The sequence below is a fragment of the Asaccharospora irregularis DSM 2635 genome (genome assembly GCF_900129815.1).
GTDB lineage: Bacteria > Bacillota > Clostridia > Peptostreptococcales > Peptostreptococcaceae > Asaccharospora > Asaccharospora irregularis.
Window position 1 is genome coordinate 54981 of record NZ_FQWX01000005.1, and the last position, 22360, is coordinate 77340.

Below are 22360 nucleotides of genomic sequence, written 5' to 3' on the forward strand. Positions count from 1 at the left end.
CCTCCTAAATTGCTATTTTATTAAATTTATTTGAGTAATGAATATCTAAAATGCTTTGGATACTCATTCCTTTCACCACCATTCCAATTACAACATCTTTAGCCTTGTTGTACTTATCAAAAAGACTTATCTTCTCTGATAGATTACTGTATACCTTCCAATATCCTGTGTATATTGAATTTTTACCATCATTTTCTATAAACCCAATAACATCGTCTATTGGGTAACCAAGAAGAAATCCAATCTCATGAGGAAAAACCTTTTTTTCAATCATATACTTACTATATCTTTTTGAAAATTCCTCAAGTATATAATCAAACTCTAGCGAACTATAACCAAGTGAGTTCATAATTTCTTCTATTTTATTAGAATTTAAATAAGATAATAACTCATCCTTTATATAAAGCAAAAAGGTTGTCTTTTTATCCCTCTTGCAAATAATATGCGTTGAAATTTGTGTGCCTTTAAATGTTTCTATTACATGATTTATTTTGTCATTGTGTACAATTAAAAGATTTGAAATTTTTATTCCTGTAAGTAGTGGTGCACACTGAAGTGCTAGTTGAGACTTTAAATCTTTTCTATCCATAGGTTTAAAAATATTAAACACCTCTTGGCTCATAGTATTCTCCTTCCCAGTTAGTTGAAGCTAACTCAAGTTTAAAAATATAATTTCATTTTAATTAAGTAGCTCACTCTTGATTATATTTATAATATATCACATCGATATTTATTTGTAAATGATTTTAATTATCATTCTTGTTTTATTTTTTTAATTTAGGGTGGAGACGTAGATTATCTAACCCAAAATAAGTTTTATTACAAAAATAATAGGGATGTTGCTAGTGACTAAATTCTATCACTAGCAACATCCCACACTATTTAAAAGTATATAACTTAAATCTTCTAAGAATACATTTTTACTTTTTCATTTATATATGGTTGTACCTCTTCTCGAAGTATTCCTAAAACAACTGAGAATTCTTCATCGATTAAACTCTTTGCTATTTTCATAAACCTAATATCTACCTGACTAAGTTTTTTACCATTTTTCATTGCAGTTTCTTTTTTTTCATAAACCCCTGTAATTATAGTTAGCAAGTCTATACATTCATGAGTTTCAAGTAATTTTTTGTAATGAGCTTCTAATGACTTAGCGTTTTTTTCGTCACATTCTACTTCCTCTATTGAAGGAATAGATTTAATTAATTTTTGTATTTCCTCATATGTTTTGACTTTCCTCATAAATATATTTGTATTCGTCGGTACAAATATCTTGCTATTTTCATATACAGGTTTTAATGTGTAATACTTCTTGTTTTTATTGATACCTGATATATCAGGTACCCCTATGTCCTCTACCTTGCATACCCCCTCATTACCGTAAATGATAAGTTCTCCAATTTTGTACATAATTATCCATCTCCTATCTTCCTTTATATTTATTTTTATATCTGAAAATAGAATCCAATCTAATTAAATTAGATTTATATTTCTAAAACTTTAGTATATATTGATATAAAGCTAAATTTATTGATATAAAGCTAAATTTCATTCTATTTATTAGTAAAATTGACTACATTTATATATAGGGTTACACTAGATACAAAAAAAGACCCTTAAAAGGATCTTTACAAACCATATATATTATAATATAGTTATGTTTTCTGCTTGAGGACCTCTAGCACCTTTAACTATATTAAAGCTTACTCTTTGACCTTCTTCTAATGACTTAAATCCATCAGTTTGTATAGCTGAGAAATGAGCAAAAACATCATCTCCACCTTCTACTGATATAAATCCAAAACCTTTGTCATTATTAAACCATTTTACTATTCCGTTATTCATATAACTTCTCCTATTAAACCTCTATCAAGATATTCTTGATCTCATTTGTATTGCTACAATATTTATTATAACACATATTAATAATAATATCTACTATATAATTAATATATATTAAAAAGTCTATAATATTTGCTATCATTCTTTCTATTATTGCTTAATAATTATAGCTAATTCTACACAAATAAAAATACTCCCACCTTTAATTAGGCAAAAGTATTTTTGAGTATAATTTTCAAACAATCTTTCTATTAGTTTTTATTTGAGAATCCAGGAAGTTCATCTAAACTAACAATCCCTCTCCTTAGTGCATCTTCACGTAAAACTGCATATAATTCAGCTGTAGTAGCTTCAACATAAGGATTTACATATAAAATACCTGCAATGCCCCAGGTAATACCAGATAAAAATTGCCATCCTATAAAAGACAAGTCTAGTACAAAAGTATCAAATTTTTGTCCTTGCATCATATTCTTACTTATTTCAAATGCACGATGTCTGTCTATGTCTGTATTTTCAGCCAGTATATATGGAATCATTTTATATTCATACGACTTCACTATCCCAGGTATGATTAGTAACAACGTCCACAGCCACGTGAATAAGTTCATGAAAAACATTGTAACTGACGTCTTAATCCAATTTTGATCCTTAAATACAAATAAAATATCAGATACACTTCGGTCTGATTCTCTAATACCCATAAAAAAATTATTTTTACCAACTTCAATAGGGTTAAGTATAATAACACGTATTATAATCGCTATAATCACTATAGCTAGAACTATAGAAGATAAAGCGGCTGACCCTGCAAGTTCAAATATAGAAGCCTTTGGGCTATCACTTAATTTATTAAGTATACTACCCATTCTTCCAGCAAGGGTATTTTTTTCTACATAGTTATTAAGTATTTCCTTTGTTCCGTTAGTATCTTCTGGAGAAATATTTTCTGTAACATTATAATTTTGTTGATTTATATTACTCACACTACCTGAAGGGTTCTTCCCTCCATCTAAAATAAAACCTAACAATGATACTATAAGACAAACTATGACTGAGCTAGTATAAACTCTCTTAAAACTTCGTTTTCCATTTTCCTTTAACTGTGCTCTACTCCACACATTGATCACCTCTTTATTAATTTGTATATTTTTAAAATAAACTAATCACTACATTACCTAATTAATATATGTCGCACTTGCAGTAGATGCCGACATAATAACTAACATCATTGCAATATCAATGGCTATAATGATCTCCAAGAATATATTGTTGCTTATCGTATCTATATTAGTTTCTTGGCTAAAGTAATCAACATATGAAGATGCCACAATAACAGCACTTATCATATTTCTATTGTTTTTGCCTAAAGCCCAATTACCAAAACCTTTTACTTCTTTTAATTTATCTGATACGTTCTTTATTTGTTCTACTAATTGATTTTCATCACAATCTAATAAAGATATCGCTCCTATCAAAGGGTAACCATACCCATCTATCTTGCATCCTTTTGACTCCAATAGCTTTTTAATTTTTACTACTCTATCTAGACTCTCTTCGTTTTTATTTTCATTAAACACCATTATATGTGATAGTGATTGGAGATCATTAGATTTATAAAATCCTTTTGAATTTAGTGCTTCGTAACTTTCTTCCATATACTTCAAGTCATCTTCTAAATTTTTTGAATTTATAGCGATAAGTGCTGACCTACAATAATCATCACTAGATGTTAGGAATGGGTGGTGTTTTTTCATAAAATCATATACATACTTTGTCCTATCAATGGCTGTATCTATATCCATCTTATCTCTATTCTCATAAATTATAATAGCTAAAAATGGCAAATATGCATCATTGAAAAATTTATCTTTTTTTAACTTTTCATATGTATCTAATATTACTTTAAATGATCTTCTCATTTCAGGCTTATACGATAATAGATTTGCCACGTAAAATAAACTATATCCTCTAAAATTTGAAAACATACCTGTGCTTTCTTTTATAATATTTATACCTTCTTCTACCCTAATTGGATTTATATTCTGATTTTTTATAGTGGATGATAAAATACAACTATATTGCATCATCCCCATTTGCCACGATCCTTTTACTTCTTTTATTTTTTCATGATTTTTTATAAATAAATCTAGTTTATTTTTTATATTATACTGCCACATAATATTTTAATCCCCCTTAAACAACTAAATTTGTAGTACTTTTTTTTAGCTCATATATTATTTAAAGTTTATCATAAATCATTATTTTATATATAAAAAGACTATTATTGTAACTACTTTGAAATAAATAAAACTATACTGAACAATTAATTACAGTATAGTTTCATAATTTTCTATCTCTGTTTTAAAGTTATATCTCCTACATTGTTTGATATGTTCAAATTGCAATAAGGCTCTTCTCCTATACTACCTTTTATACTACTACCGTCTTTATCTGTATTATAAATGTCTACATTGCATTCAAACTCTCCTACCGACCATCTTGTAATCAAATTATATCCACTATCATCTAATAATTCTACATCTACATCTCCTGTTTTTCCCTTTATATTTATTGTGCCACTTGGATTTTCTAGACCGCATTCTATATCTCCTACAGAAGATTTTACATTTCCACTTCCTGATAATCTGTCTATATTTATATCCCCTACAGATCCATTTATATCATATCTACTTGCCATTATGTTGTCTATTTCTATATCTCCTACCTTCATATTCAATATAAGTTCATCAACCTTTAAATCTGAATATATTTTTAAGTCACCCACATTAGATTTTATTTCTAAATCTGAGTTGAAATTTTTAGGCAGATATATTTCTGTGGTTTTTGTTAGGTTTTTGATTTTAGAGATCAAATTTCTCTTTTGTGTTAAAGCTGAGTATACTTCTACCTCATTACCTTTTTGGTATATTTTTATTGAATCATACTCCTTCGATTGTTTATTAGAACTTTCTATTATTTTCAATTTATCGTCATCGCTTTCTTTTATTATTACATCGCTAGAATACAAATTGAATTTAATCTTGTCTGTGCCTTCAATATTTACACTATGTTCATCTACTGATTTAGCACTTCTATTTATTATATTTCCACTAAATAAGTTTATCTGGCTATCTCTATTTAAAATAAGGTTTATTAACATCCCTGTAAGTGCTAGCGCTATAAGTGACCAAAGTAAAATTCTAAGCTTGATCTGTTTTCTACCCATGCCTAGTTATCCTCCTTTAGATCAAAATATGCCTTTATAATTTGTTCAATAGCTGATCCTATCAAAAATATTACCCACGAAAATGCCCATGCTCCAAACAAAAAGCTTACCACAAAATATAGTGCTACTGTTATAGACCACATTGCAGAAATAAGAGATTTTCTAGCCCTATGTTTATTCTGACTTTCACTTTTCCATTCCTTAAACTCCTCGACCATAGAACTATCTTCCCCTATATACTTTGGTTTTGACATATAATTATAAACTAATAACCCTGTAGCTAATGCCACAAGTATTAATAATAGTATTACACCTACTTCGTTTTGAATAGTTAAAACACACACAGGACTAATTATATATATCATCACTGCTATTGCAGTTATTTTTGCAGACTTTATTCTTTGACGTTTTTCTTCCTCTCTATATTCATCATCATAATCAATAAGATCATCTATATTTCCTATATTTGCTATTACCTGATTGTACGCATAATCACTATGCATTCCCCCATCTATAAGGTCATTGTACTTTTCAATTAAATTAGCTATTATTTCTTCCTTTAATTCTTTTGTTTTACTTGTTTTAGGCGCATTCTCAAATAGCTTTTTTACATATGCTTCTATTTTATTATGCATTTCTTTATATTCCTCTGATAATTCCCTTTTTAATAGCTTATCTCTATCCATTTTACTCTCTCCCTTACTTTAGATTAAAGTATCTATTAATTTCTTAGATTCTTCCCAATCTTTTTTATTTTTTTCATACACTATTTTTCCCAACTCTGTAATAGAATAGTATCTCCTTCTAGCACCTTTATTTTCACTTCCCCAATAGGATGTTATCATCTCCCCTTGTTCTAATCTTCTAAATGCAGAGTATAATGTTGCTTCTTTTAACTCATATTCATTATTGGTTTTTTGTTTTATGGCTTTATTTATTTCGTATCCGTAACTATCGCCTTCCATTAAATGAGCCAAAATAATAGTCTCTGTATGTCCTCTTATCAAATCAGAAGTAATTGACATATGCTGCTCCTCCTTTTTAAGTACATACCATAAAATTATATTTACTTTTAAAATTATACTTAATTATTTTATATGCTTTATCTCTTTAATTATATATCATTTTAATATACCTCACCTGTAAAGGTATATAAAATAAAAATGTATGTATTCTATTTTTAGAATACGTTATTTTTTAGAACGGATTATTTTTTTGCGAATATTATAAGTATATATCTATTCTTGTATTCACTGCTTAGTTAATATGTTATAGAAAAGTTATATAAACCAAAATTTTAGGGGGTATACCATTGAGTTTTAATACAGAAAATAGGGTTAGAGTAAATTCAAAGTTTATCGATTCATCAGATGTTTATAACGCCATAAAAAAATGTAATAGCAAAAAAATCAATATAACTTACTGTTCATTAGAAATTGACAATGAATGTATAAATACTAGGAGTGTAACTATACAAATAAAAAAAATGCACCAAAACTGTAACTTTATTGAGGGTACTATAATAAGAAATAATAAACCAGTTGAAGATATTATTTTGAAATCTAGTTCAATTTATAGTATAGAGTGTATTTCTGATTTAGAACCTGAGGATACTATGTCCATATACGATACAATAAATTATTGTGATGGCCTAGTAAGAATGACTGTATGCAACAAAATTGAAAAGGGGAAATGTATCCAAAAAATATCTTTTCCTTTTTTAGCTACTTCTGTAGATAGAAGAAACAAACTTATAAAAGGCTACAGAATAAGGGCTAACCAACCTCCAGAGTATATAGTACTGGATGAACGAGTTATACTTGATGTAGATTGTATTACCAGCAAAAACACACCTAATTTCCCATGGTGGATATTACCTGCGTTAATGAAACAATACTAAGTAAAATAGTTAAAGACTATAAGTAACTATGCATATATAGTTTTTTTCTATACACCTCTAGTTAAATATAGCCTTTATACAACCTAACTTAATTTATTTTTTCTAACATCCTCTTAGATATTCTAAAGTTCTGTTATCAAGCGGGTTAGAGAATATATCTTCTCCATACTCAATAATCTCGCCTTCCATCATAAATGCACAATATTTGGAAATTTTTTTAGCTTGAGATAAATTATGTGTAACTATGACAATAGTATATTCACTGCTTAATCTCATAAGAAGATTTTCTATCTTTTCAGTGTTTTTGACATCAAGAGCTGAGCAGGGTTCGTCCAAAAGAAGTACCTTAGGATTTATTGTCAAAGCCCTAGCTATACATAATCTTTGCTGTTGCCCCCCCGATAATCTAAGAGCTGACTTGTTTAAATCACTTTGCACCTCATCATATAAACCACAAATTTCAAGTGTATCCACAACCTTCTTTTCTAAAGTATTTTTATCCTTGATGCCATGATACTTTAGAGCGTAAGTCATATTCTTTATTATAGAAAGTGGAAATGGTGCTGGCGATTGGAATACTATACCTATATTTTTTCTAACCTCATCTAAATCCATATTGTTTATATTTATACCATTAAATAATATATCCCCTTCTACCTTAGCATCTTCCTCTTCTTTTAACATGGCATTTATAGATTTTAATAAAGTTGATTTTCCACACCCAGAAGGACCGACAATTGATGTTATGGTGTTTTTCTTTATATTCAAAGAAATATTATTTAGTATTTTCTTATCTCCATAAGATACATTCAAGTTTTTAATTTCTAGTATATTTTCTGATTTTGATCCAACATCCATTAATATTTTCTCCTCCTAAAAGCATAAATTGTGGCTACAAAGTTTATACCTAATATGATTATCATAAGTAAAAAAGCTGTTTTATAGGCATTTTCTACAGATATTCCCTCATTTATTAAAATATATAAATGATATGCCAACGACATAGATGGCTCCATTACAGTTTTTGGGACTGGTGATACTAAAACTGCTGATGTAAACATAACTGGTGCCACAGCCCCCATAGCAAAACATCCTCCTTGGCATATAGCTGGTATTATATCTCTTTTGCAACTTGGAAGAACTACCTTAAATATAGTATATGTTTTTGAAACTCCAAGTGCGTAAGATGAATATACAACTTCTTTAGATATTTCTCTCAATGATTTTTCCACCCTGACTGCTATAAATGGGAAAATCATAATCGCAAGAACTATTCCTCCTACTAGTGTCGACTTTCCTAGATTAAATTTTAAAACTAGCAATGAGTAACCAAAAAGTCCTAAAACTATTGAAGGTATCCCTGCCGTACACTCTATTACTAGATGAATTATTGCATCAACTTTAGAGCTTCTACAATAGAATACCAAATAAATAGAAGTTGATAATGCCAGTATAGATGCAAATATACTAGCTATAATAAAAAGGTAGATACTCCCTATTATAGCTGGAAAAACTCCTCCATCTACACCTATAGGCATTCCACTTGGAGTAGATAAAATAAATTCTGTAGAAATAGATTTTCCTCCATTTATAAATATAAAAGCAAATATAAAAACTATTATAGACAACACTAATGCTATACTAGATATAGCCCAAAACCTTATTAATAATTGATTTAGTTTTTTCATCCCTAATTACTCCAAATCCAACAATTTTTTCTTAACTATATATAAAATAGAATTTATTATAAGTATCAAAACCATTAAAATAAATCCAGATGCGAATAACCCATGGTAATGCAAGCTGCCTACCTCTGCTGTACCCATTTCCAGTGCTATAAGACCTGATATAGTCTGGACTTTGCCTAATAATTTTGGCATCATCGGGCTGTTTCCTATAACCATCATAACTGCCATAGTCTCCCCAAGAGCCCTCCCTAGTGCTAAAACTACAGAAGCTAAAATACTTCTAAACGAATTTCTAAGTATTATTTTACTGATCATATATTCTTTAGAAACCCCCAAAGCATATGAATAACTTTCATATTTTAATCTTATTTTTAGCATAGACTCATCACAAGTAGATATTATAAATGGTACTATCATTATCGATAATACTATCGCCCCGCACAGAAGTGATTCCCCAGATGCCATTTTAAAATTCGCTTCGAAAAATTTTACTACTATTAGCAGTCCCATAAATCCATAAATCACAGATGGTATTCCAGTGAGTAAATCCAATACAGGCTTTAGTATTTTTCTAGTGTTTTCTGTAGCAAAGCAAGATAAAAATACCGCACACCCTACCCCTATAGGCAAAGATATTATTATCGATAAAACAGATATATATACTGTTGATAATATTACAGGAAAAATTCCTAAAGTGGGTGATTTCGCCAACGGCTTCCACCCTTTTCCTAATACAAATCTGCTCGCACTTATATTTTCAAATAAAGGAGAACTTTCTTTTGCTATAAATACAAATACAAAAAACAATATAAGAATTGATAAAATAGTTAATATTTTTATACTATTTTCAAAAATTTTATCTAATATCTTGTGCTTCAAATCACGACCTCACTTTCTAAAAACACAAAATCTCAGAGAAGAAAACTCCTCTGAGATATTAGTTTATTTAACTGCTATATATCCATTTTCTTCTACTGCTTTTTTACCTTCTTCAGATAATAAAACATCCATGAACTTTTGTTCTTGAGCTGTTAAATCTCCTTTTTTAACTATTAATAAAGGTCTTTGTATTTTATAAGAACCGTCTTTTATTTTTTCAACACTTGGCTCTACCCCATCTACTTTTAATGCAGACATTTTGTTGCTATTTTGGTTTAACATACCTAGTGAAGCATACCCTATAGCATATTTATTTTCTACTATCTTAGTAGCTAATGCACCCATTGATGGAGCTTGTATAACATCTGATTTTACTTCTGTATCGCCCATTACATTTTTTTGGAATACCTCATGTGCCCCTCCACCAATATCTCTTGTAACAACTACTATTTCTTCTTTTGGTAAAGATGCTTCTACTTCGTTCCAGTATTTATATTCTCCAGAGAATATTTTTGCTAATTCCTCTGTAGTTATGTCATCCTTTACTTGTAATATAGGATTCTCTTTATTTACTGATATTGTAAGTGCATCATATCCTATTTGAAACTCTTGATAGTTTTCTATTTTTTCTTTTTCTTCATCCTTAACTTTTCTAGATACCATTCCGAAATCAGAAGTTCCTTCTATAACACTTTTTACTCCCGCACTTGAACCCCCTGATGATACATAAATTGATATATTTTCCTCTGGAAAGCTTGAATCTATTTTATTCCATGTTTCGTTATCTTCTATGTACTTTGTTGAAACACTAGATACTATAGGTGCTATTGTTGATGACCCATTAAACATTATTTGGCTTTTAAACTCATCTGTTTTTTCCTGTGTACTACTACATCCAACAAATACTAAGAATGATGTCAATACAATCCCCATTATTATTGATAATTTCTTCATTCAATATTTCCCCCTTATGATAAATTTTTGTTAAATTTTCAATATAATTGTAGCATAATAGAGAAGAGTTTATATAAGTATAGATAAAGATTATATATCATTATATTTTAATAGTTTTTATCTATAACTAATATTAAATTTTATATTTTAATTTTCCTTTTATATTCTAATTAAATGTATAACAAAATAGAGGTAGCAACTCAAGCTACCCCATAATCAAATATTTATGCTGTGTGATTTTTTTTCTTTTTCTTAGAACTTATTCCACCGTTCTTCTTAATATAGTCTTTATGTATAGACTTAACAGTTCCAGTAAGTGCAAGTAGTGCAACTAAGTTAGGTATAACCATAAGTCCATTAAACATATCAGACATAGTCCATACAATAGACACTTCCCCTAATGTCCCAAGTAATACACAAACACATACTATTACTCCATATATCTTTACAGCTTTTGATCCAAATAAATATTTTATATTTGCCTCTCCAAAGAAATACCATCCAATAATAGTAGAAAATGCAAAGAAAAACATACAAATTGCTATAAATACATCTCCTGACTTTCCAAATACTGATGAAAATCCTGCTTGAGTAAGTGCTGTACCTATAATAGAACCATCTGGAGTTACTGAACGAGTTGTAATTATAACTAAGGCTGTTAGGTTTAATATAACAAAAGTATCTATAAATACTCCCATCATAGCAACAAACCCTTGTTCTGATGGGTGCTCAACTTTCGCAATTGCATGTGCATGAGGTGTAGAACCCATACCAGCCTCATTAGAGAATAGTCCACGTGCAACCCCTTTGCTCATTGCCTTTTGAATAGTAGCTCCTACAACCCCACCTGCTATTGATTGAGGTGCAAATGCTCCTACAAATATTTCCTCAAATGCCAAAGGAATATTTTGGTAGTTTACAAATATAACAATCAATGCTCCTATAATATAAAACAATGCCATGATAGGTACAATTGTTTCGGTAACTTTAGCTATTCTTCCAATACCACCTGAAAACACTAAAAAAGCTAGTATTGCTAGTATTATACCAATTATAAGTGGGTTTATACCAAAGGCAGTATCAAATGCAGCAGCAATAGAATTTGATTGTACTGCATTTCCCATAAATCCTAACGCTAGTATAATAAATATAGCAAATGAACCTGCCAGTATTTTACCGAATTTACCTTTAAAAGCTGCTTCTATATAGTAAACCGGTCCACCTGTTACTGTATTATCCTTACCAACCTGCTTATACTTTTGCGCTATTGTAGCTTCTGCGTATATTGTTGCCATACCAAAGAATGCACTGACCCACATCCAGAATATAGCACCTGGCCCACCAACCGCTATAGCCGTTGCTGCACCTGCTAAATTACCTGTACCAACCTGGGCGGCTATTGCTGTGGCTAATGATTGGAATTGAGACATTCCACTTTCATCAGCCTTCTCACTTTTCTTAAATAACCCTCCAAAAGTTCTTCTGAATCCTTCTCCAAAACCTCTTATCTGGATAAATCTTAGTTGGAATGAATACCAAATTCCTGTTCCGACAAGTAAAAATAGTAGGATATTCTTATCCCATAGAATACCGTTTACTGCACTTACAATCTTCGATAGTACTTCCACTACAAACTCCCCCTTATTATTGAATTTAGTTTGTCTGAGCTTTTTTAAGTTAATTACCCAGCAGGACTTACATTTATATCAAAGAGTTTTTTATAATTATACAAAAACTCTGAGATAGCATAAAACTAATATTCTCTAATTTAATGAATTACCTTGACGAGTTGAATTATGAAGATATGTCTAAGTTGATTTTTAAGTACAAGGAAATTTGATACACCAAAATCTATGTATAACCAATTGGATCTAGTAGCACTAATGTAGCAGTATTTGTAATCTGAATTGACATTGTTATAAATTCTACATACTATTTATATTTATATTGTATATTGTTTTACCAATATATACAATATAAATATAGATAATATCTATATATAAAAATAAATTTTTTTGGTATTTTTTGATAAAACAATAAAAACAAGCTAAATATACTATATTACTAAACAATATTTAAACATTTTCATATTCTTATTTAATATGTTAGCTATATTCTCATTAGACATAATTTGTAATATTAGCTTTATCCAGAATTCTTGTTAATAATATTACAATTATACTCAACAAAATAAGGGCCTAAAATAAGCCCTTACTTTATAATTAACATTTCTATTTTTCACTTCCAAGTATATATACCCCTGCACCCATAAATATTGCTCCACCTACCATATTCCCAAGTGTTACAGCTAATAGATTAAACCCAGAACCTATTAGTGTAGCTCCTTGTATATAAGGTGATAACAAAGAAACTCCAAATATAGTCATATTCGCAACACTATGTTCAAATCCACTAGTTATAAATGTAAACAAACATAAAAATATCATTATTAATTTTGCACTATCACTACCAGTTCTAAATGAACAAAGTACAGCAACACAAACTAATATATTACATAGTATCCCTCTAAAAAATAGATGCATAAATGGAGCAGATGACTTAGCTATTGAGGTACTTGCAAAAAATTCCATAACCGGTCCCTTATTTACAAGCCCAGTCCCTACAAATAATGCAGCAACAATCAATGATCCAATTAGGTTCCCTATAAAGCTATATATCCATACTTTACACATACTTTTAATACTTACACCTTTGTTTAGTGCCCCCGCTGCCATTACCATATTGTTTCCTGTAAACAATTCTGTTCCAGTCATAATTACCAAACTAAGTGCTACTGAAAAAGACAATCCCATCATTATCTTAGTCATTGGAGACTGTGCTGATGACATCAGTCCTCCTACTGTAAATATTAATATAATTCCCAAACCTACATATAGTCCTGCAAACGCAGAAGAAATCAGGTACTTAAATCTACTATTTTCAAGCAAATTTATTTTATTTTTTGCCGCATTAGTTAATTTTTCTAAAGTTTCCTTATGCATACAATCTCCCCTAATATAGATTAATATCTTATACCACTCCAGTATATATTTTCATTTACCTTAACTATATCTTTAAATTCCACTCCCTCAAGAGCCCACTTTTTATACTCCATAAATCCAGTCCTATCAACTATATATCCTATATGCTCTTTTCCATTTGGAGCTTCTTTATCTATATATTCACTTACATATCTGTAGGTATTTAAGATTACTTTTACAATTGAGTCTTCATCTACCCATACTAAGAAATCCTCCGCTAACCTAGGATTTTTTTTACCACTTCTACCCATTATGGCCAATCTATAATATTTTTGAGGATCTCTAGTCCAAGCACTTGTTGGACAGTTAAGTGTACATTCTCCACAACCTATACATTTATCATGGTCTCTAATTATTTTATAATTTTCCATTCTTAGTGCACCTGTAGATAATTTCTTACATTTCTTTACACAGGCTCCACAGGATATACATCTATCTTTTTCATAAATTGGATGTGTCATACCTATTATTCCAAAATCGTGTGTTCTAGCCTTTATACAATCATTTGGACATCCAGTTAAAGCTATCTTGAAATGCAAGTCGTTTGGAAATACTTCCTTTTCTATTCTTTTGGCAAACTCTGTGGTATTATATTGTGCCTTTGGACATACTTTATTTCCTATACAAGCACATATATTTCTAGTTCCTGCCGCTGGGTATCCCTTTCCCTTTTCATCTTGATTTACATCTAACTTTTCTATAACTGGCTGAATAATTTCATTTACCTTCTCCATGTCCTCCATACTTATACCTAGTATCTCAAACCCTTGTCTAGTTGTGATATGAACCTTTCCATTACCATATTCATTGGCAATTTTAGACACTATCATCAAACTTTCTGGATCTACACATCCTCCTGGTATTCTAACTCTAAGAGAAGTCTCATACTTATGCTTTGTTATCCTAAAAGCATTTTTCATTACCTTTCTAGTGTTTATGTCTCTTAACATAGCCTTTCCCTCCTAATCCATAAGATTTTTAGCATAAGAATAATCAAAAACCGGACCATCTATACATATATAAGTATCGTCCATCTTACAGTGACCACACTTACCTACTCCACAGCACATTTTTCTTTCATAAGAAACCCATACGTTTTTCTCAGATAAGTCCCTCTTTAAAAACTCTGCTACAGTAAATTTCATCATCATAGGTGGTCCAACAACTATTGCAGACATATTGTTTATGTCATCTATCTCTAAATCAGGTATATATTTAGTAACAAGACCTACATTTCCCTCGTAATCATCATTCGCACCATCAACTGTAACTAATATATCTAACTTTTCACTCCATTTTTTTATATCATCTTTGAACAATATATCTTTAGGTGATTTAAACCCTACTATTAGTTTAAATTTCTTACATTTATCAGTATTGTTGTAAAAATGCTCTACAATTCCTCTTACTGGTGCCAAACCACTTCCACCAGCAACAACAACTACTTCTCTATTTTCATATAAACTTACATCAAACCCATTTCCATAAGGTCCTCTTATAAAGAAATTATCCCCTATTTTATATTTAAATAATTCTGATGTAACCTTACCTACATTCCTAATTGTAAAATCTATATAATCATCGCCGTATCCAGAAACTGATATAGGACTTTCCCCGTATTTAGGTATAGATATTTCATAGAATTTTCCTGGAAGAACATTATCAGTGCTACAGTTTACTCTGAATGTCCATTCTATATCCGTATGTTTTACTATATCCACTATTTTTGCTGAAACTGGTATATATGGATTCATCTACTTTTCCTCCTCTTTATATATATTGTTTATTTTATCTATACACTCTGAAAGTGATATATATTGTGGACAGGCATCATCACATCTTCCACACCCTACGCACATTTGATAGCCAAATCTCTTATTAAAATCATAAATCTTGTGCATAACCTTAAATCTCATTCTTTCACCTTGCTTTTTCCTAAATGAGTGACCTCCTGCCATATCTGTATATCCATCTACTTGGCATGAAGCCCATACTCTTCTTCTCTCACCTACATTTTCATTTTCCTTGTAGTATATATCCTGCATTGTAAAACAAGTACAAGTTGGACATACAAAATTACATCTTCCACATGCAATACATCTATCATTGTATTCATCCCACATAGGGTGTTTTGATAATTCAACAGGGTTTATATTTTGTGGTATCTCAATAGAAATACGGTTTTCTTTTACGTAATCAACTGAAAAATCAGTTTCCTCGCCCTCAAATATATTTAACTCTTCATCTTTAATATCTAAATAAACTTCATCATCTCTTAAATTTAGACCTATTGAGTAATTTTCACTTTTATTTGATCCCATGCTTACACAAAAACAATTTCTAAAACTTTCCTTACACCCTATAAGGACAAATCTAACTTTTTCTCTTAATCTCTCATAGAAATAGTCCTTCTCTATTCCATTTTTAAGATATATTTCATCTATTCTTTTAATTCCATTTAAATCACAAGCTCTTAAAAACACTAATAGCTTTTTATCATCTATATCACTTGTTTTATATTCTTTCTCCGTAAAATAAAATAACACTTGAGTTATAGGAAGAATAACTTCCTTGGCAGAGAAATTTGATTTTTTATCAAATTCTATATCCTCAATTTTATCTATTTCTTCATATTTTGTTATATCTGTGTCAGAAAACGTACCCTTAAAAGGTGTCGTAACAGGTGCTAATATCTTGTACTCTGACTTTAATTGTTTCAACCCCTCATTAAAGCTTGATTTACTTAACTTTATTTTCATACAATCCTCCTCCTATACTTTATTAAATAAATATTAACATTCGAACAAGCTTATAGTCTGTGATAATTATCACATTTTTAACAAATAATTTTACTTTATATAAAATATCTTCCAATAAAAAAAGCACCTTGTTCAGGTACTTTAATTTGACTTAAAATATTTAGAAAGTTCTTCTTGTTTTATATAAAATTTCTTACCTTGGATTTTGACTAGTTTTTTGTCTTGGAGAACCTTCATTGCCCTTGATAAAGTTTCTCTTTTACATCCTAACATATCAGCTATATATGTTATAGTTAAATCTATATTTAAAAATGTCCATTCACCTTCATCTATGCCAAACTCTTTTCCTATTCTATAAAGTTTAGCGGCCAGTTTTTTATCCATTCTTATCGATATGGAGTTTTTTAGCTGACGATACAACCTTCTGCTTCTATTTTGATAGTGTAGTATGACGTTTTTAGTGAGTTCAAAATCATGTTCCATTATGTCTATAAAAACTTTACTGTCGTATTCTACTAACTCTGCCTCATCAAAAGCCTCACATCCTACTATAGAAGTCCTATTCCTATCTATCAAAATATCATTTACCAGGTCTCCTCGGCCGAGTATAAATATTATCTTTCGTTCTCCACTTTCGTTTATTTTAAATATAGATACTTTACCATTTTTTATTATATACACTTTATCAACAATATCTTTTTCATTAAACAGCATTTCCTTTTTAGCTAACTTTTTTAATTTTCCTATTTCTATTAACCTCTTTTTACTAGCATCTTTTATTCCATCAAATATTTCTATATTATTCATATAGCCCTCTTTGTTTTTTAATATTTATTTAACCTCTATTTATCTTCTTTAATTTTAAACATATCATCTGCATACCTCAATGAATCTAAATATATCAAAGAGATAAGCTCTCTATTTAAATTGTAGTGCTTATTAAATTCATCTATATATTCCCAGTTGCTAAGTTCGTACTCCTTTATACATTCTAATAGTTCATATAGTATACCTTCTTTATTTATTAGTGCCATTTTAATACTATTTGACAGTTCTAAGGTATCCAAAATAGAGACTATATCATCCTCCAATATATTGTCTATCATAGATAATAATCCAAGCATGTATGCTTCTTGAGACATATTATTATATCCTAATTTTTTGATAATCTTTTCCATAAATATAGCTCTAATTAGGGATGTTTTTGCAAACTCATCATTATCGGCACTTGATATATCTCTAAGAAAAATAAGCATTATCCATCTTTTGGTTTCATTTATACCCAGATATACAAGAGCTTTTTTTATTGAATCAATTTTGTGGCCCCTATAATATATAGGTGTCATCATTAAAGAAAGCAATTTATAAGTCAATGCAGCATCTAATTTTATAATATTTGCCAAAGAATCAAAGCTAGGCTCTTCTTTAGATACTTCCCTCCAAAGACGCAAGTAAGTAGATGATGCTATATCAATCCTATTTTTTGATATTATTACTGGCTTACTAAAATAGTAACCCTGAACAAGATTATATCCATCTTCTATTGAATTTTTATAATCCTCTTGTGTCTCTATTCTTTCTGCAATAAGTTTTTTATTATTTTTATACTTTTCTGCTATTTTCTTACACATATTTGATTCCAACAAGCTATATTCAACTTTTATAACATCTATATAAGGTAATATCTCATCATATGCACCATTATCTACAAAATCATCTAAAGCAAATGTATATTTTTTTTCTTTAAGAAATATAATTCTTTCAATTAGCTCCTTATCTAGAGAAATATCCTCTAAAATCTCTATAATTACATTGTCTGGATTAAATAATAAAGGAAGATCTGACATTAATGATTCTTTTGTGAAATTTATAAACCCGTATTTCCCATTTGTTAATGAGTTAAAATCAAATTCAGATAAGACATTGTAGGTTAATTCCCTTGTGGCCTTATCTCCATCGACATTTGGATAGAAATTTTTATCACTATTTCTATATAATAACTCATATCCAAACAATGACTTATCACTATTATAAATAGGTTGCCTCGCTATATAAATTTTCATAAAAACCTCCTTTATCGTTATTTATAACACTATATATACCATATCATAACAAATAATAACACATTATAACCAAAAATAACAAAAATTTCATAAACTTTTGTCATTTTTGCTTAGCTAATCTAGATATTATTTCAACTCTTTAAATCATTATTAAAATTAAAAATTGTCTACGAGTATATATCAGAGAATTCTATATTCAATCTTTCAACATTTATATCTCTTGAACATGTCATCTTATCTTCTATACATATATCACTTTCTATAGTTTTATTTGGCAATTTTATAACAAATTCTGTACCTTCATTTTCATTACTATTTACAGAAATATCTCCTTCATGAGCGTTTACCCATGCCTTCACAAGGGATAATCCTATTCCACTCCCCTCATTAGCTCTATGCTTTAAAGAATTTACCTGCTTAAATCTATTAAAAATTGTGTCTAGCTTATCCTTAGGTATACCTATACCCGTATCTTTAATTGAAATTTCAACAATATCTTCATATGCCCTAAAATCTACTAAGATCTTTCCACCTGGTTCTGTAAATTTTATAGAATTGGATAAAATATTTAATAATACTTTTTCCATTTTCTCAGGATCAAATGCAATTATTAGTTTATCTACATTAGAGACAAACTTCACTTCTAATCCTGCATTCCTAACATAGTCCTCAATAGACCCAACAATTTTCTCTATCAACATTTTTATATCATAATTTTCTAAATTAATACTATAAAAGTCAGACTCAATCTTGCTTATATCAATTACATTGTTAAGTAGCCTTAATAGTCTATATGAATTTTGCTTCATTCTTTTATTAATTTTCTCATAATTATTTACATATTTACTTGACTTATCATTATTTATATATAAATCTTGTAGCTGCAAACTTCCTAATATTATATCTCAATATACCACTCCCAAACTCCATCTCCTGTTGAACCAAGTACATGCTTTAAAATTACAGCATCTCTATTTTTTCTCCAATTATTGGTATCTAGTACATTTATGTCATTGTTTGTATCTAAGTTTAGTCTACTTCTAATTGATTTTTTTAAATTATAGCTTTCTATTTGTTTATTATAATTTAAATGGTGTGGATTTGGTTTAATTAAATCCATACCATTTATAATCACATTATGACTCTGCACAATCTCTTCTAACACAAAACTTGGAAATGATTCTCTATTGAATATACATAAATGAATTTGATCTTCTAAGTTAGATTTATTTGATAACATTTCGTATTCTATCAACTTAGTCATACCGTATTCATCATAAATACCAAATATCATCTCAGCCATTACTCTCATTCCATGGAATCCCTCTTGCTTAAATGTTCTCCCTTTCATTTCCAAGTAATCTAATGTTTCTACAGGGTTAAATCTACTTTCCTCCCAATATACATCATCAACACCTCTTATTTCTAATTGATTTGAAGCCATAAGTTCCTCAACATCTATTCCCTCCTTCCTTAAATCCATAATTAATGTTTCTCTAGGATACTCATAAATTACGCACACTACCTTTTCATTATTATATATACCCTCTTTAATATAACTTAGTGCTACACTTCTGTATTCATCTCTAGTTTGATATAGTAAACAAATATGATCTCCAAAATTTATTTCTTTTAACTTAACATCCCTATATAACCTCACGCCTAGTACCCCCCTATTGTTTGCATTTTAAGATTATTCATAGACTTTAACTTAATAATATATACTGAAAATTATATATTATTAAAAAAGTATGAAAATCATAAAACGACATTTTTTTCTAGTCTAGTTTTATTATAGTTTGTTGTATTAAATGTGTCCATCTCATTAACAATCAACGAGTATTAGTCAAATACTAATTATTATATAGATGTACTCAAACCTATAAGTTTATGCTATGAATATATATTTGTTTTATTTGAAATCATCGTTATGGATATAATAAAATCATATACACGGTTAAAAATTTTTATATCAACTTAATTTTAAATCATGTATTTTTATGGTAAAATTATCCTTATTATACTTGTCTATAGGAGGTCTGTATTTGAATAAAATAGATGCACTTAAAGTAGTAAAATTATCCCTTGGAAGTTCACTTGCTATATTCATGGCATGGCTATTAAACTTAGAGTATTCAATGGTGGCTGGAGTTATAGTCCTACTTACAGTAAAAGATACAAAAAAGGAAACTATTAAGGGAACTCTGGGAAAAATTTATGGCTTTCTCTTATGCACCATCATTTCATATTTATGTTTTAATACCTTTGGATACCATTTGACTTCTTTTTCAATATTTATATTTATAATTATATCTCTTTGTTTCTTTTTTAAAATTCAAGATGTCATTGCTATGTGTGTTGTCATTGGGTCTCATTACTTTCTTCAGGGAGAAATATCTACTAGATGGGTTCTAAATGAGGCTGGTATATTTATAATCGGTGCTGGAATAGGTGTCATAATAAACATGTATATTCCAACAAATATAAATAAAATCTACGAAGGTCAAAAAAAACTAGAAAAAGAAGTAAGTACTGTACTTATAGATATAGCAGATATTATTGTAAATCCCCAAAAGAAGGATACTTATACAAATGATTTTGATATTCTAAATTCACTTATCGATAGCAGTATTTCTGAAGCCTATGATAATATTAATAATAATTTATTAAGCGACACTAGATTCTTCTTAGACCACATGGAAATTATAAAAAGTCAACGTGATATATTAAAAAATTTATACAATCATGTATCTCAATTAAGCTGTATACCAACACAGGCCCATATTCTATCTGCGTTTATTCATAAAATAGGACATACTCCATTTGAAGCCAAGACTGGCGATTTACTTCTCGAAGAATTGAATAGGCTTATCATAGGTATGAAAAAAGAAGAACTTCCTATAAATAGAATGGAGTTTGAAAATAGAGCTATATTATTTTTGTGCTTAACTGAATTAAAACAATTTTTAACCAACCGCAAAGATGCTCAACTACTTAGAGATAGTAATTTTTATAAATAAATTATTTTTTACCTCATATATTACTATACTTCAAAGATTGGTTTAAAATAATATTTTAGCCAGGTAGATAAAAATTAATCTGCCTGGCTTTTGATTTTTTACTTTCTAAGAAGTTTGTTTAGTTCATCAGATTTTTTTTCATTATCCCACTTAGAATAAAAATAAAATCCCATTATATGCCCTAGTATTGTAGCTATAGCAATTAATATTATCCAAGGTCGGATAATATCAAGCATATCTGGGGAAAATAACCAAACTGCTATGATTCCACCTACAAAATTTATTGATGAAGATATAATAATTTTGCTTATAGCTTTAATAGAAGAAAAATTCCAAAGTGCCGGGTACATTACACCGAAAATCATTGCAAATATAGCACTAATACCTACTAGATTCCAAGTATATCTGATTGAAAATGTCACATCTCCTAAAAAAACTGATATTAAAATCAAAATCCATATAAGTGTTGCTGAAAAAGTTTGAAAAAATGGTAATTTAAATTGCTTTAACATGATAATCTCTCCTTTATTATTTTTACATAGTTTCTATTTACAAAATAAGATGATTTGTCACTGAGTAATACCTCTAAGCGCGCATTTGGAGCAGATGAAAATTCTTTGATCTCATTTATATTAATTATTGTCTGATTATTTATTTTTGCAAAGTTTGTTTTATCTAAATTTTCTAATTCCTTTAAACGCTTATTTATTAAATAAAGTTCACCTGATTTAAGTTTTACAGAGCACATATGCCCTTCTGATTGAAAAACTAAAATCGAATGAGTATCTACCTGAACTTTCCTATCATTTTTAGCATTTATGACGGTCACTTTCATCCCATTTTCTAAGTAACTTTTTAAACTCTTAGCTAGTTCACTATTTACAGGGTTTGTTTTAATTATTAAATCTTCTTTATTTATAAGTTTATCTAGTAAAATAGTAATGTTCATAGTCTCTCTCCTTTCTTAATTTAAATATACTAT

The 22360-nt window shown here is 29.2% G+C and carries 25 protein-coding genes; 2 read left to right on the plus strand and 23 right to left on the minus strand.

Features of this window, described 5'->3' with window-relative positions; translation table 11 throughout:
- Nucleotides 1-4: 4 nt before the first annotated feature.
- The 8 genes from BUB34_RS03785 to BUB34_RS03820 all read right to left on the minus strand — a co-directional run bounded on the left by BUB34_RS03785 (nt 5) and on the right by BUB34_RS03820 (nt 6099).
- Nucleotides 5-622: a DUF3793 family protein gene (locus BUB34_RS03785; protein WP_073124398.1), complete on the minus strand. Its 618-nt coding sequence runs from the start codon at nt 620-622 to the stop codon at nt 5-7.
- A gap of 284 nt (nt 623-906) precedes the next feature.
- Nucleotides 907-1413 (minus strand): CarD family transcriptional regulator, encoded by a 507-nt coding sequence (locus BUB34_RS03790; protein WP_073124400.1) that lies wholly within the window; start codon nt 1411-1413, stop codon nt 907-909.
- Between the two features lie 234 nt (nt 1414-1647).
- Nucleotides 1648-1848, minus strand: coding sequence for a cold-shock protein (locus BUB34_RS03795; protein WP_073124402.1), 201 nt, complete (start codon nt 1846-1848; stop codon nt 1648-1650).
- 248 nt (nt 1849-2096) lie between these two features.
- Entirely contained in the window at nt 2097-2966 is an 870-nt protein-coding gene (locus tag BUB34_RS03800; RefSeq protein ID WP_084120151.1) for a DUF975 family protein, read from the minus strand.
- Nucleotides 2967-3023: 57 nt separating this feature from the next.
- A complete protein-coding gene (locus BUB34_RS03805; RefSeq protein ID WP_073124404.1) occupies nt 3024-4025 on the minus strand; it encodes a DUF4003 family protein in 1002 nt (333 codons plus the stop codon).
- Between the two features lie 173 nt (nt 4026-4198).
- The gene (locus tag BUB34_RS03810) at nt 4199-5074 is read right to left on the minus strand and encodes a DUF4097 family beta strand repeat-containing protein (protein ID WP_073124406.1); all 876 of its coding nucleotides are present in this window, start codon (nt 5072-5074) and stop codon (nt 4199-4201) included.
- Nucleotides 5075-5076: 2 nt separating this feature from the next.
- Entirely contained in the window at nt 5077-5760 is a 684-nt protein-coding gene (locus BUB34_RS03815; RefSeq protein ID WP_242948821.1) for a permease prefix domain 1-containing protein, read from the minus strand.
- Nucleotides 5761-5778: 18 nt separating this feature from the next.
- Nucleotides 5779-6099, minus strand: a complete 321-nt coding sequence (locus tag BUB34_RS03820; RefSeq protein WP_073124408.1) for a PadR family transcriptional regulator — start codon at nt 6097-6099, stop codon at nt 5779-5781.
- A gap of 287 nt (nt 6100-6386) precedes the next feature.
- Here BUB34_RS03820 and BUB34_RS03825 point away from each other — a divergent pair, with 287 nt between their 5' ends.
- The gene (locus tag BUB34_RS03825; RefSeq protein WP_073124411.1) at nt 6387-6974 is read left to right on the plus strand and encodes a hypothetical protein; all 588 of its coding nucleotides are present in this window, start codon (nt 6387-6389) and stop codon (nt 6972-6974) included.
- A 102-nt stretch (nt 6975-7076) separates the two neighbouring features.
- Here BUB34_RS03825 and BUB34_RS03830 read toward each other — a convergent pair whose 3' ends face one another.
- The 13 genes from BUB34_RS03830 to BUB34_RS03890 form a co-directional block, all read right to left on the minus strand.
- Nucleotides 7077-7832, minus strand: coding sequence for a phosphate ABC transporter ATP-binding protein (locus tag BUB34_RS03830; RefSeq protein ID WP_073124413.1), 756 nt, complete (start codon nt 7830-7832; stop codon nt 7077-7079).
- Complete coding sequence (locus BUB34_RS03835) at nt 7832-8662, minus strand: PstA family ABC transporter permease (RefSeq protein ID WP_073124414.1); 831 nt, start codon at nt 8660-8662, stop codon at nt 7832-7834. Before BUB34_RS03835 ends, BUB34_RS03830 begins: the two co-directional genes overlap by 1 nt.
- 6 nt (nt 8663-8668) lie before the next feature.
- A complete protein-coding gene (gene pstC, locus BUB34_RS03840) occupies nt 8669-9541 on the minus strand; it encodes a phosphate ABC transporter permease subunit PstC (protein ID WP_073124415.1) in 873 nt (290 codons plus the stop codon).
- 63 nt (nt 9542-9604) lie between these two features.
- Nucleotides 9605-10495: a phosphate ABC transporter substrate-binding protein gene (locus BUB34_RS03845; protein ID WP_073124417.1), complete on the minus strand. Its 891-nt coding sequence runs from the start codon at nt 10493-10495 to the stop codon at nt 9605-9607.
- A 224-nt stretch (nt 10496-10719) separates the two neighbouring features.
- Entirely contained in the window at nt 10720-12123 is a 1404-nt protein-coding gene (locus BUB34_RS03850) for an alanine/glycine:cation symporter family protein (protein WP_073124418.1), read from the minus strand.
- 603 nt (nt 12124-12726) lie between these two features.
- Nucleotides 12727-13497, minus strand: coding sequence for a formate/nitrite transporter family protein (locus tag BUB34_RS03855; protein WP_073124420.1), 771 nt, complete (start codon nt 13495-13497; stop codon nt 12727-12729).
- A gap of 20 nt (nt 13498-13517) precedes the next feature.
- Complete coding sequence (gene asrC / locus BUB34_RS03860; protein ID WP_073124421.1) at nt 13518-14486, minus strand: sulfite reductase subunit C; 969 nt, start codon at nt 14484-14486, stop codon at nt 13518-13520.
- 12 nt (nt 14487-14498) lie between these two features.
- Nucleotides 14499-15290 (minus strand): anaerobic sulfite reductase subunit AsrB, encoded by a 792-nt coding sequence (gene asrB, locus BUB34_RS03865; RefSeq protein ID WP_073124423.1) that lies wholly within the window; start codon nt 15288-15290, stop codon nt 14499-14501.
- Nucleotides 15291-16295, minus strand: coding sequence for an anaerobic sulfite reductase subunit AsrA (gene asrA / locus BUB34_RS03870; RefSeq protein ID WP_073124424.1), 1005 nt, complete (start codon nt 16293-16295; stop codon nt 15291-15293).
- 141 nt (nt 16296-16436) lie between these two features.
- A complete protein-coding gene (locus BUB34_RS03875; RefSeq protein WP_073124426.1) occupies nt 16437-17102 on the minus strand; it encodes a Crp/Fnr family transcriptional regulator in 666 nt (221 codons plus the stop codon).
- A 35-nt stretch (nt 17103-17137) separates the two neighbouring features.
- Nucleotides 17138-18358, minus strand: a complete 1221-nt coding sequence (locus tag BUB34_RS03880; RefSeq protein ID WP_073124427.1) for an EAL and HDOD domain-containing protein — start codon at nt 18356-18358, stop codon at nt 17138-17140.
- Nucleotides 18359-18525: 167 nt separating this feature from the next.
- Entirely contained in the window at nt 18526-19245 is a 720-nt protein-coding gene (locus BUB34_RS03885) for a sensor histidine kinase (RefSeq protein WP_073124428.1), read from the minus strand.
- A gap of 11 nt (nt 19246-19256) precedes the next feature.
- On the minus strand, nt 19257-20018 hold the full coding sequence (locus BUB34_RS03890) for an MEDS domain-containing protein (RefSeq protein ID WP_073124430.1): 762 nt from the start codon (nt 20016-20018) through the stop codon (nt 19257-19259).
- 385 nt (nt 20019-20403) lie between these two features.
- Between BUB34_RS03890 and BUB34_RS03895 the strand changes: the two genes are divergently transcribed.
- A complete protein-coding gene (locus BUB34_RS03895) occupies nt 20404-21378 on the plus strand; it encodes an aromatic acid exporter family protein (protein WP_073124431.1) in 975 nt (324 codons plus the stop codon).
- Between the two features lie 98 nt (nt 21379-21476).
- On the opposite strand, the gene BUB34_RS03900 is transcribed toward BUB34_RS03895, so the two are convergent.
- Both BUB34_RS03900 and BUB34_RS03905 read right to left on the minus strand, forming a co-directional pair.
- Complete coding sequence (locus tag BUB34_RS03900; protein ID WP_073124433.1) at nt 21477-21890, minus strand: hypothetical protein; 414 nt, start codon at nt 21888-21890, stop codon at nt 21477-21479.
- Nucleotides 21884-22327 carry a LytTR family transcriptional regulator DNA-binding domain-containing protein gene (locus BUB34_RS03905; RefSeq protein ID WP_073124434.1) on the minus strand — a complete coding sequence of 148 codons (444 nt, stop codon included), beginning with the start codon at nt 22325-22327 and terminating at the stop codon, nt 21884-21886. Before BUB34_RS03905 ends, BUB34_RS03900 begins: the two co-directional genes overlap by 7 nt.
- Between the last annotated feature and the right edge of the window lie 33 nt (nt 22328-22360).

Bases quoted from the DNA above. Each gene is read 5' to 3' on its own strand.
- BUB34_RS03820 (WP_073124408.1), bottom strand. From the start codon at position 6,099: ATGTCAATTACTTCTGATTTGATAAGAGGACATACAGAGACTATTATT.
- BUB34_RS03835 (WP_073124414.1), bottom strand. From the start codon at position 8,662: ATGAAAAAACTAAATCAATTATTAATAAGGTTTTGGGCTATATCTAGT.
- BUB34_RS03845 (WP_073124417.1), bottom strand. From the start codon at position 10,495: ATGAAGAAATTATCAATAATAATGGGGATTGTATTGACATCATTCTTA.
- BUB34_RS03795 (WP_073124402.1), bottom strand. From the start codon at position 1,848: ATGAATAACGGAATAGTAAAATGGTTTAATAATGACAAAGGTTTTGGA.
- BUB34_RS03900 (WP_073124433.1), bottom strand. From the start codon at position 21,890: ATGTTAAAGCAATTTAAATTACCATTTTTTCAAACTTTTTCAGCAACA.
- BUB34_RS03875 (WP_073124426.1), bottom strand. From the start codon at position 17,102: ATGAATAATATAGAAATATTTGATGGAATAAAAGATGCTAGTAAAAAG.
- BUB34_RS03810 (WP_073124406.1), bottom strand. From the start codon at position 5,074: ATGGGTAGAAAACAGATCAAGCTTAGAATTTTACTTTGGTCACTTATA.
- BUB34_RS03785 (WP_073124398.1), bottom strand. From the start codon at position 622: ATGAGCCAAGAGGTGTTTAATATTTTTAAACCTATGGATAGAAAAGAT.
- BUB34_RS03880 (WP_073124427.1), bottom strand. From the start codon at position 18,358: ATGAAAATTTATATAGCGAGGCAACCTATTTATAATAGTGATAAGTCA.
- BUB34_RS03790 (WP_073124400.1), bottom strand. From the start codon at position 1,413: ATGTACAAAATTGGAGAACTTATCATTTACGGTAATGAGGGGGTATGC.
- asrB (WP_073124423.1), bottom strand. From the start codon at position 15,290: ATGAATCCATATATACCAGTTTCAGCAAAAATAGTGGATATAGTAAAA.
- BUB34_RS03855 (WP_073124420.1), bottom strand. From the start codon at position 13,497: ATGCATAAGGAAACTTTAGAAAAATTAACTAATGCGGCAAAAAATAAA.
- BUB34_RS03905 (WP_073124434.1), bottom strand. From the start codon at position 22,327: ATGAACATTACTATTTTACTAGATAAACTTATAAATAAAGAAGATTTA.
- BUB34_RS03815 (WP_242948821.1), bottom strand. From the start codon at position 5,760: ATGGATAGAGATAAGCTATTAAAAAGGGAATTATCAGAGGAATATAAA.
- BUB34_RS03830 (WP_073124413.1), bottom strand. From the start codon at position 7,832: ATGGATGTTGGATCAAAATCAGAAAATATACTAGAAATTAAAAACTTG.
- asrA (WP_073124424.1), bottom strand. From the start codon at position 16,295: ATGAAAATAAAGTTAAGTAAATCAAGCTTTAATGAGGGGTTGAAACAA.
- BUB34_RS03805 (WP_073124404.1), bottom strand. From the start codon at position 4,025: ATGTGGCAGTATAATATAAAAAATAAACTAGATTTATTTATAAAAAAT.
- asrC (WP_073124421.1), bottom strand. From the start codon at position 14,486: ATGTTAAGAGACATAAACACTAGAAAGGTAATGAAAAATGCTTTTAGG.